The sequence below is a fragment of the Micromonospora sp. NPDC004540 genome (assembly GCF_040610095.1).
Taxonomy (GTDB): Bacteria; Actinomycetota; Actinomycetes; order Mycobacteriales; family Micromonosporaceae; genus Micromonospora.
Window position 1 is genome coordinate 1 of the sequence record NZ_JBEXLR010000156.1, and the last position, 9179, is coordinate 9179.

General features: G+C 74.0%; 9 protein-coding genes and 1 pseudogene. 8 read left to right on the forward strand and 2 right to left on the reverse strand.

The genetic code is table 11. The features are described 5' to 3' along the window. Positions 1–111 precede the first annotated feature (111 nt). The 3 genes and pseudogenes from ABZV78_RS30350 to ABZV78_RS30360 all read left to right on the forward strand — a co-directional run. Positions 112–1671: pseudogene (locus ABZV78_RS30350) on the forward strand (ComEC/Rec2 family competence protein); the annotation flags it as partial. A gap of 147 nt (positions 1672–1818) precedes the next feature. Next, complete coding sequence (holA, locus tag ABZV78_RS30355) at positions 1819–2799, forward strand: DNA polymerase III subunit delta (RefSeq protein WP_355644102.1); 981 nt, start codon at positions 1819–1821, stop codon at positions 2797–2799. Beyond that, the gene (locus ABZV78_RS30360) at positions 2796–3302 is read left to right on the forward strand and encodes a hypothetical protein (RefSeq protein ID WP_355644104.1); all 507 of its coding nucleotides are present in this window, start codon (positions 2796–2798) and stop codon (positions 3300–3302) included. Before holA ends, ABZV78_RS30360 begins: the two co-directional genes overlap by 4 nt. An 8-nt stretch (positions 3303–3310) precedes the next feature. Here ABZV78_RS30360 and rpsT read toward each other — a convergent pair whose 3' ends face one another. Together rpsT and ABZV78_RS30370 are read right to left on the reverse strand one after the other, a co-directional pair. Beyond that, positions 3311–3577: a 30S ribosomal protein S20 gene (gene rpsT / locus ABZV78_RS30365; RefSeq protein WP_355644106.1), complete on the reverse strand. Its 267-nt coding sequence runs from the start codon at positions 3575–3577 to the stop codon at positions 3311–3313. 243 nt (positions 3578–3820) lie between these two features. After that, positions 3821–4852: an aminoglycoside phosphotransferase family protein gene (locus tag ABZV78_RS30370; RefSeq protein WP_355644107.1), complete on the reverse strand. Its 1032-nt coding sequence runs from the start codon at positions 4850–4852 to the stop codon at positions 3821–3823. Between ABZV78_RS30370 and ABZV78_RS30375 the strand changes: the two genes are divergently transcribed. The 5 genes from ABZV78_RS30375 (at position 4830) to ABZV78_RS30395 (ending at position 9058) form a co-directional block, all read left to right on the forward strand. Next, positions 4830–5471, forward strand: coding sequence for a DUF4240 domain-containing protein (locus ABZV78_RS30375; RefSeq protein WP_355644109.1), 642 nt, complete (start codon positions 4830–4832; stop codon positions 5469–5471). The genes ABZV78_RS30370 and ABZV78_RS30375 overlap by 23 nt on opposite strands. Continuing rightward, the gene (locus ABZV78_RS30380) at positions 5468–6004 is read left to right on the forward strand and encodes a DUF4240 domain-containing protein (protein WP_355644111.1); all 537 of its coding nucleotides are present in this window, start codon (positions 5468–5470) and stop codon (positions 6002–6004) included. Before ABZV78_RS30375 ends, ABZV78_RS30380 begins: the two co-directional genes overlap by 4 nt. 95 nt (positions 6005–6099) lie before the next feature. After that, complete coding sequence (gene lepA / locus ABZV78_RS30385) at positions 6100–7977, forward strand: translation elongation factor 4 (protein WP_355644112.1); 1878 nt, start codon at positions 6100–6102, stop codon at positions 7975–7977. A 240-nt stretch (positions 7978–8217) separates the two neighbouring features. Next, positions 8218–8499: a GlsB/YeaQ/YmgE family stress response membrane protein gene (locus ABZV78_RS30390; RefSeq protein ID WP_355644113.1), complete on the forward strand. Its 282-nt coding sequence runs from the start codon at positions 8218–8220 to the stop codon at positions 8497–8499. Positions 8500–8773: 274 nt separating this feature from the next. Then, positions 8774–9058 (forward strand): GlsB/YeaQ/YmgE family stress response membrane protein, encoded by a 285-nt coding sequence (locus tag ABZV78_RS30395; RefSeq protein ID WP_355644114.1) that lies wholly within the window; start codon positions 8774–8776, stop codon positions 9056–9058. Positions 9059–9179: the final 121 nt, after the last annotated feature.

Consider the following 9179-nt stretch of genomic DNA (forward strand, 5'->3'; position numbering starts at 1 on the left):
GTCGCGCCAGCGTCACGGGCGGCGGACCGGATCGCGTCGGCGGCCGACTGTCGCGACGGCGGGCGGGGCGTCGCCTTCGGCCGAGGCGTCGCGACGTGACGCCCAGTCCTGTCGATGCTGCTGCTCGCCCGCTGGGCCCGGGCCGGTCCGCGGACGGCTGCCGCGCTGTGCGTGCTCGCCCTGGTCGGGTTCGTGATCCTGGTCCGGCCCTCGCCCAGCGTGGTCCGCGCCGCGGCGATGGGGGCGATCGGGTTGGCCGCCCTTGCCACCGGACGGTCCCGGGCCGCGCTGCCCGCCCTGGCCGCCGCGGTCACCGTGCTGGTGCTGGTCGACCCGGAGTTGGCCGGGGATCCCGGGTTCGCGCTCTCGGTCTGCGCCACCGGTGGACTGCTGCTGCTCGCCCCCGGCTGGCGGGACGGGCTGCGCCGTCGGGGCGTACCGCCCGGGTTGGCCGAGGCGCTGGCGGTGCCGGCCGCCGCGCAGCTCGCCTGCGGCCCGGTGATCGCCGGGCTCTCCGGGACGGTGAGCCTCGTCGCGGTGCCCGCGAACCTGCTGGCCGTGCCGGTCGTCGCGCCCGCCACCGTGCTGGGCGTGCTCGCGGCGGTGCTCTCGCCGATCTGGCCGGCCGGCGCCGAGTTCGCCGCCTGGCTGGCGAGCTGGCCGGCCCGCTGGCTGGTGACCGTGGCCGCGCAGGGGGCGCGCCTGCCCGCCGGGACGCTGCCCTGGCCGGGCGGGGTGACGGGCGCCCTGCTGCTGGCCGCCGTGAGCGTGGCGCTGCTGGTCGCCGTCCGGCGGCCGGTCGTCCGGCGGCTGGTCGCGGTCGTCGTGGTCGCCGTGGTGCTCGGCACGCTGCCCGTCCGGCTGCTGGCGGCCGGCTGGCCACCGCCGGGCTGGGTGGTCGTGGCATGCGCGGTGGGGCAGGGGGACGCCGTGGTGCTGCCGGTCGCCGCCGGCCGGGCCGTGGTGGTCGACGCCGGTCCGGAGCCGTCCGGGGTGGACGGGTGCCTGCGCCGGCTCGGCGTACGGGAGGTGACGCTGCTGGTGGTCAGCCACTTCCACGCCGACCACGTGGGCGGGATCGCCGGGGTGTTCCGGGGCCGGCGGGTCGCGGCGGTGGCCACCCCACAGTGGTCCGAGCCGCCCTACGGCGTCGCCCAGGTACGCGACGCGGCGCGCCGGGGCGGGAGCGTGCTGACGCCGGTGCCGGCGGGCTGGCGGTGGCGGGCCGGGGCGGTCGACCTGGCCGCGATCGGGCCGCCGTACCCGATGCGCGGCAGCCGGTCGGACCCGAACAACAACTCGCTGGTCCTGGCGGCCACCGTGCACGGGCTGCGGATCCTGCTGCCCGGCGACGCCGAGACCGAGGAGCAGCGGGCGCTGTTGGAGACGGTGCCGCCCGGCGTGATCCGGGCCGACGTGCTGAAGGTGGCCCACCACGGGTCCGCGTACCAGGATCCGGAGTTCCTCGCCGCGGTCCGCCCGGCGGTCGCGCTGGTCTGCGTGGGCGCCGACAACGACTACGGGCACCCCAACCCCGGCCTGCTGGACCGGTTGACCCGGGCGGGCGCCCGGGTGCTGCGCACCGACACCGACGGCGACGTGGCCGCGGTCCGCAGCGGCGGCGGGCTGGCGGTGGTGGCCCGCGGGACCGGCCCGGGGCGGCGACGGTGAGACCGGCTCGGAAGGACCCCGACGATCGAGGCAGCTTGGTGGGGGTAGCTGGTAGATCGACTCAAATGTCTGGATTCGCGCTGACTGCGGGCTGTGACGTCACAGTCCCCGATGAGCAGGCACGATCCGGTCGGAGGCCGTGCGAATATGGGCGGCGTGACCCCCGCCAGCCTGCCCCCTATTCTGCTCGTTCTCGGCGACGAGGAGCTGCTCGCCACGCGAGCCGTCGCCGAAGCCGTCGCCCGGGCCCGCAGCGTCGACCCGGACGTGGACGTCCGGGAGTACCAGGCCGGCTCGCTGACGGTCGGGGAGATCGCCGAGATGCTCAGCCCGTCGCTGTTCGGCGGGCGCCGGGTGCTCGTGCTCCGCTCCGGTCAGGACGCCCGCAAGGACCTGGTCACCGCGCTGCTGGGCTACGCGAAGAACCCGGACCCCGACGTGCAGCTCGTGGTGCTGCACCTCGGCGCGGCCAAGGGCAAGGCGTTCGCCGACGGGCTGCGGGCCGCCGGGGCGACCGTGGTGCCGGCGGCGAAGCTCAAGGGCCACCGGGAGCGGGTCGCCTTCGTCCGGGACGAGATCCGCCGCAGCGGCGGCAAGTGCACCGAGGACGCGGCCGAGACGCTGATCGCGGCCGTCGGCACCGACCTGCGTGAGCTGGCCGCCGCCTGCTCCCAACTGGTCGCCGACACCGACGGGCGGATCGGGGCGGACACGGTGTCCCGCTACTACCGGGGGCGGGTCGAGGTGTCCGGCTTCACCGTGGCCGACGCGACGATGGTCGGCGACGTCCCCGGTGCCCTGGAGGCGCTGCGCTGGGCGCTGCACGTCGGTGTCGACCCGGTGCCGATCGCCGACGCGCTCGCCGACGGGGTGCGGACCGTGGCGCGGGTCGCCTCGGCCGGGCGCGGCAGCCCCTACCAGCTGGCGAGCAGCCTGGGCATGCCGGCGTGGAAGGTCGAGCGGGCCCAGCGGCAGGGCCGGGGCTGGACGCCGGAGGGCCTGGTGGAGGCCATGCGGGCGGCCGCCGAGTGCAACGCCGCCGTCAAGGGTGGCGCCGACGACCGGGCGTACGCGCTGGAGCGGGCGGTGTTCTCGGTGGCCGCGGCGCGGCAGGGTGGCGGCCGGTGACCCGAAGCTGGTCGACCGTCCCGACGGACGAGGAGCGCTACCGGCCGCTCTACGCCCGGGTCCTCGGGCTGCGGTTCGTCAACCCGGGCGGGGTGCTCTGCTTCCTCTTCTTCGAGGGCGCCGTGGCGCTGGCCGTGCTGCTCGCCCTCGCCGAGCTGGTGACCTGGTGGGCCGTGCTGGTGCTGCCGGCGGCGGTGGCGGTCATGGTGAAGCTCAACGACATGGTCGCCGAGGTGGTGATCCGCAGCGCGGCGCAGGTGCCGGAGCAGGAGCGGGACCGCTTCCGCCGGCAGATGGAGCCGGTGGTCGGCCGGGCCGCCGTGCCGGCCACGGCCCGGGCGCTACCCGGCGTGGCGGTGGCCGGCGAGCCGACGGTGCGGGCGGTCCACCCCGCCGATCCGCCCGGCGAGGATGAACGCTGGTCGGACGTCGACGACCGGCCGTGGAACGCAGACAGCCGGAAGCCCCGGGGCGGTGACCCCGGGGCTTCCGGTCAGGTCTGAGGCGCTCGTCAGGCCGAGAACGAGGCGACGCGCTTGGCGATCGCCGACTTCCGGTTGGCCGCCTGGTTGGCGTGGATGACACCCTTGCTGGCAGCCTTGTCCAGCTTGCGGGTGGCCTCACGCATCAGGGTGGCGGCCTTCTCGGCGTCGCCCGCCTCGGCAGCCTCGTTGAACTTCCGGATGGCGGTCTTCAGCGACGACTTGACCGACTTGTTACGCAGCCGGCGCTTCTCGTTCTGCCGGTTGCGCTTGATCTGGGACTTGATGTTCGCCACGCGACAGCCTCGTCTTGATAGCTCGGGTTGGTCTGCTTTCGCGCACGACGGACATGCGTCATCGCCGCGCGAAAAGCCAGGTTACCAGGTCGCCCGGGGACGGGCCAAAACGCCTCCGGTGCCCTGGGGGTCCGCCCTGGTCGGCCCGGCTCGGCGTCCCGGCGGAGTGCCGCCCTGATCCTCCCCCGCCACGCCGGGGTGGCGGGGAGACCCGCACCTTCGGGAGCGGGCGGGGCGGCCCGCTCAGGTCCAGCCCTGGCGGGTGGCGAGCCAGCCGAGCGCCTGCTCGCCGCTCCAGCGTTGGTGCGCCCGGATGTGCGGGGAGGCGGTGGACGGGCCGGCGGCGGCGCTGGTGAGGAAGTAGCCGGACAGTGCGGCGAGGGTCACGTCCAGCGCGTCGGCGGGGGCGCCGGCGGCGGCCGGGTGGCCGGCGAAGGCGGCGTCCGCGTCGAGGCCGCTGGCGTACCCGGTGATCAGCAGGGTGACCAGGTCGAACCAGGCCGGCCCGTGGCAGAGCCAGTTCCAGTCGCAGAGCCAGGCCCGGCCGGCGGCGTCCAGGAGCAGGTTGTCCACCCGCAGGTCGCAGTGGGCCAGCCCGGGTGCGGCGTCGGCGTAGCCGGGGAGGCGGGACTCCAGCGCGGCCAGCTCGGGCAGCGGTGCCCAGGCTGGCAGCGCCGGCTCCGGTTCGCGACCGGCGGCCACCTCGCCCCACCACAGGATGTCGTCCCGGGCCAGGTCGGCGAGGCGCGGGAGCCCGAGCGCGACGAGGTCCGCGGGCGGCGCGGCGAGCGCGGCGGCCACCTCGGCGTACGTGGTGAGGGCGGCGTCCAGCTCCGCCGGGTCCCAGGGCAGCCGGGGCGTGTGCCCGTCGACCGCGGTCAGGGCGAGCGCGTACCAGCCGGCCTCGGTGAGCGCCCAGCGCGGGCGGGGGACCGGCAGGCCGGCCGGGAGCCGGGCCAGCACGGCGGCCTCGTGGGCGTACCAGTCGACCAGGTGTCGCTGCTCCGCCAGCGCCGCCGCCTTCACGAACACCGGCTCGCCGGTCCGGCCGTGGAGCACGGCGGCGAAGCCCCGGGTGAAGCCCGCCCGGGCCGGGCGGACCGTCACGGGGGGCCCGCCGAGCCGGGCGGCCAGCGCGTCGCGCAGCCCGGCCGGCAGCTCGGCCCAGTCCGGGCGGAGCGCCGTCGCGTCGTACGGGACCGGGGGCAGGGACACGGCGGGCACGCCCCCATGCTGCCCGACGCAGGCCCCGATGTCGTACCGCGCTGGCAGCATCCCGGTCGTGCAGATGGACGAGTTCTGGGCGCTGATCGAGGCGTCCGACGCCGCCGCCGGGACGCCCGACGAGCGGCTGTCCTGGCTCACCGACCGCCTGGCCGAGCGACCCGCCGCCGACGTGGTCGACTTCGCGCTGCGGCTGGACGAGCTGCGCGCCGCGGCCGACACCTGGCGCCTCTGGGGAGCCGCCCTGCTGGTCTGCGGCGGCTTCTGCTCCGACGACGGCTTCCACTACTTCCAGGCCTGGGTGGTCGGTCTCGGGCGGGCGGCGTACCACCGGGTGGTGGCCGAGCCGGACGCGCTCGCCGAGGTGCCGCAGGTGCGTCGGCTCGCCGGCCGCCCGATGCGCGACTGGGCCGGGGACGAGTGGCCGGAGTGGGAGTGCCTGGACTACGTGGCCGACGAGGCGTACGAGCGGATCACCGGGGTGCCCGAGAGCATCGACGCGGCCATCGAGGCCCGGGACCGCGAGTTGAGCTGTCGGCCGCGGCCGGAGGACGAGCGGTGGGACGTGCGCGACGCCGCCGAGCTGGCCCGCCGGTATCCCCGGCTCGCCGCGCTGTTCCCGCTGCCCCACCGCTCCGGCGGATCGGTCTGGGAGACTGCCAGGCCATGAGGACCGACGAGTTCTGGCAGTTGATCGACAGTGCCCGGGCCGGAGGCGGGGGCGAGCCCGCAGCGGTCGCCGCCCGCGCCGTCGCCCTGCTCGCCGAGCGGGATCCGGAGGAGATCGTCGGCTACGCCCACCACCAGCAGCGGGTGCTCGCCGCGTCGTACAAGGTCGACCTCTGGGGCGCGGCATACCTGATCAACGGGGGCGCCTCGGACGACGGCTTCGAACACTTCCGGGGCTGGCTGATGACCCAGGGCCGGGCGGTGTTCGCCCGGGCGGTCGGCGACCCGGACTCGCTGGCCGAGCTGCCGCAGGTCCGGGCCGCCGCGCTCAGCGGCGAGGAGTTCGCGTGCGAGGACATGCTGGCGGTGCCCTGGGAGGCGTACCGGAAGGCCACCGCGGCCGACCTGCCGGCCGACCGGGACCCGGTGCGGGCGCCCGACCTGAACGACTTCTGGGACTTCGACGACGAGGACGAGGCGCGACGGCACCTGCCGAAGCTCGCCGCCCTCTTCGTCGAGCCGCCGGAGGAGTGACGGGGGAGCACCGGCGCGCCCCGGGCGACGTGGGAGCATAGAGGGGGCCGGCGGCGCGCCGGCCCGCTCACGTCAGCCGACCAGAACGGACCGCTGTGCCACCGACGCTCGATCCCGGCGCGAATGCTCCTGGTGCCACCGACCCGGCGCGCATCAGGAACTTCTGCATCATCGCCCACATCGACCACGGGAAGTCGACCCTGGCCGACCGGATGCTGCAGCTCACCGGCGTGGTGGACCCCCGGCAGATGCGCGCCCAGTACCTCGACCGGATGGACATCGAGCGCGAGCGCGGCATCACCATCAAGAGCCAGGCCGTCCGGATGCCGTGGACCATCCGCGAGGGCGACCGGGCCGGCGAGACCGCCGTCCTGAACATGATCGACACCCCGGGCCACGTGGACTTCACCTACGAGGTGTCCCGTTCCCTGGCGGCCTGCGAGGGCGCCATCCTGCTGGTCGACGCCGCCCAGGGCATCGAGGCGCAGACGCTGGCCAACCTCTATCTGGCCCTTGAGAACGACCTGCACATCATCCCGGTGCTCAACAAGATCGACCTGCCGGCCGCCCAGCCCGAGAAGTACGCCGAGGAGCTGGCCCACCTCATCGGCGGCGACCCGGCGGACTGCATCAGGGTCTCCGGCAAGACCGGTGAGGGCGTGCCGTACCTGCTCGACGAGATCGTCCGGCAGTTCGTGCCGCCGGTCGGCAAGGCCGACGCCCCGGCCCGCGCCATGATCTTCGACTCGGTCTACGACGTCTACCGGGGCGTGGTCACCTACGTCCGGGTGGTCGACGGGAAGATCAGCGCCCGGGACCGGATCAAGATGATGTCCACGGGCGCGGTCCACGAGCTGCTGGAGATCGGCGTCATCTCCCCGGAGATGGTGAAGGCCGACGCGCTCGGCGTCGGCGAGGTGGGCTACCTGATCACCGGCGTGAAGGACGTCCGCCAGTCCCGGGTCGGTGACACGGTCACCATCAACGCCAACCCGGCCAAGGAGGCGCTCGGCGGCTACAAGGACCCGAAGCCGATGGTCTACTCCGGCCTCTATCCGATCGACGGGTCCGACTACCCCAACCTCCGTGAGGCGCTGGACAAGCTCAAGCTCAACGACGCCGCCCTGGTGTACGAGCCGGAGACCTCGGGCGCGCTCGGCTTCGGCTTCCGCTGCGGCTTCCTCGGCCTGCTGCACCTGGAGATCATCCGGGAGCGGCTGGAGCGGGAGTTCAACCTCGACCTCATCTCCACCGCGCCGAACGTGGTCTACCGGGCCATCCAGGAGGACGGCCTGGAGATCGTGGTCACCAACCCGAGCGAATACCCGACCGGCAAGATCGCCGAGGTGCACGAGCCGACGGTGCGGGCCACCGTGCTCACCCCGAACGACTACGTCGGCGCGGTGATGGAGCTGTGTCAGGGTCGCCGGGGCAGCCTGCTCGGCATGGACTACCTCTCCGCCGACCGGGTGGAGCTGCGCTACACCCTCCCGCTGGCCGAGATCATCTTCGACTTCTTCGACCAGCTCAAGAGCCGCACCAAGGGCTACGCCTCGCTGGACTACGAGCCCTCCGGCGAGCAGGCGTCCGACCTGGTCAAGGTCGACATCCTGCTGCACGGCGAGCCGGTGGACGCGTTCAGCGCGATCGTGCACAAGGACAAGGCGTACACCTACGGCACCACGATCGCGGCGAAGCTGCGCACGCTCATCCCGCGCCAGCAGTTCGAGGTGCCGATCCAGGCCGCCATCGGCAGCCGGGTGATCGCCCGGGAGACCATCCGCGCCATCCGCAAGGACGTGCTCGCCAAGTGTTACGGCGGTGACATCAGCCGTAAGCGCAAGCTGCTGGAGAAGCAGAAGGAGGGCAAGAAGCGGATGAAGATGGTGGGGCGGGTGGAGGTCCCGCAGGAGGCCTTCATCGCCGCGCTCTCCTCCGACTCCGGTGACGGCAAGCCCCCCGGCAAGAAGTAACGCGCCCACGAAACGGCCGGCACCCCGATCCGGGGGCCGGCCGTTTCGCGTACCCGGAGATTTTTTCCGTCCGGACGGCGCCGCCCCCACCTGCGGATCTCCGGCCGGCCGGAACCGACGCGCGGGGGCTTGGCGGGCGGCGCGGGGAGCGAGTCGGTTTGGGTTTTCGACGGGTCGGGAACTTACCGGTCACGACAGGAACCACACAGACCGTGTGAAACTTCTTAGAAGGAGAAGATCGTGACCGTCTGGGGCATCATCACCGCGCTCATCGTGGGTCTGATCGTCGGCGCGCTGGGCCGCCTGGTCGTTCCGGGCCGGCAGAACATGCCGATGTGGCTGCACATGCTCATCGGTGTCGGCGCCGCGCTGCTGGGCACCGTCCTGGCCCGCGCCCTCGGCATCGCCACCGAGACCGCCGGCATCGACTGGATGGAACTGCTGGTCCAGGTCGTGCTGGCCGCCATCGCCGTGGCCCTCGTGGCCGGTGTGGGACGTCGCCGCAGCGTCTCGCGTTACTGACGCAACCCCCGAAACGCCTCAGCGGGCGCCCGACCGACCGGTCGGGCGCCCGCTGGCGTTCGCGCCCGGGCGAAAGGGCATTGAACGGGATCAGCCCGCGAATGGTGGGCCGGACGCGCGCCCGCGCCCGAATCCGGCCGGGAAAGCCCAGCTCAGAGCCGTCCGAAGCAATTCGTCACGGGAGTCGGTTTGGATTTTCGGCGGGTCGGGCACTTAGCGGTCACGACAGGAACCACACGACCCGTGTGACTCATTCTGAAGAAGGAGGGCGACCGTGGAGCTCACCGTCTGGGGCATCATCACCGCGCTCATCGTTGGTCTCATCGTCGGCGCTCTGGGCCGCCTGCTCGTCCCGGGGCGCCAGAACATGCCGATGTGGCTGCACATGCTGATCGGCGTCGGCGCCGCGCTGCTGGGCACGATCGTCGCGCGGGCGTCGGGCTTCGCCGACACCGCCGGCATCGACTGGCGGGAGCTGCTGCTGCAGGTCCTGTTCGCCGCCATCGGCGTGGCCCTGGTGGCGGGCGTGGGTCGCCGCCGCGGCGTCTCGCGCTACTGACCCCATCCCCCGAAGCACTCCCGCGGGGGGCCCCCCCGGGGGGGGGGGGCCCGCCACCCGCGCCCCCCCGGGGAGCCCCCACCCCACCCCCACCCCCCCCGCCCCCCCCAGGTATTAAGTA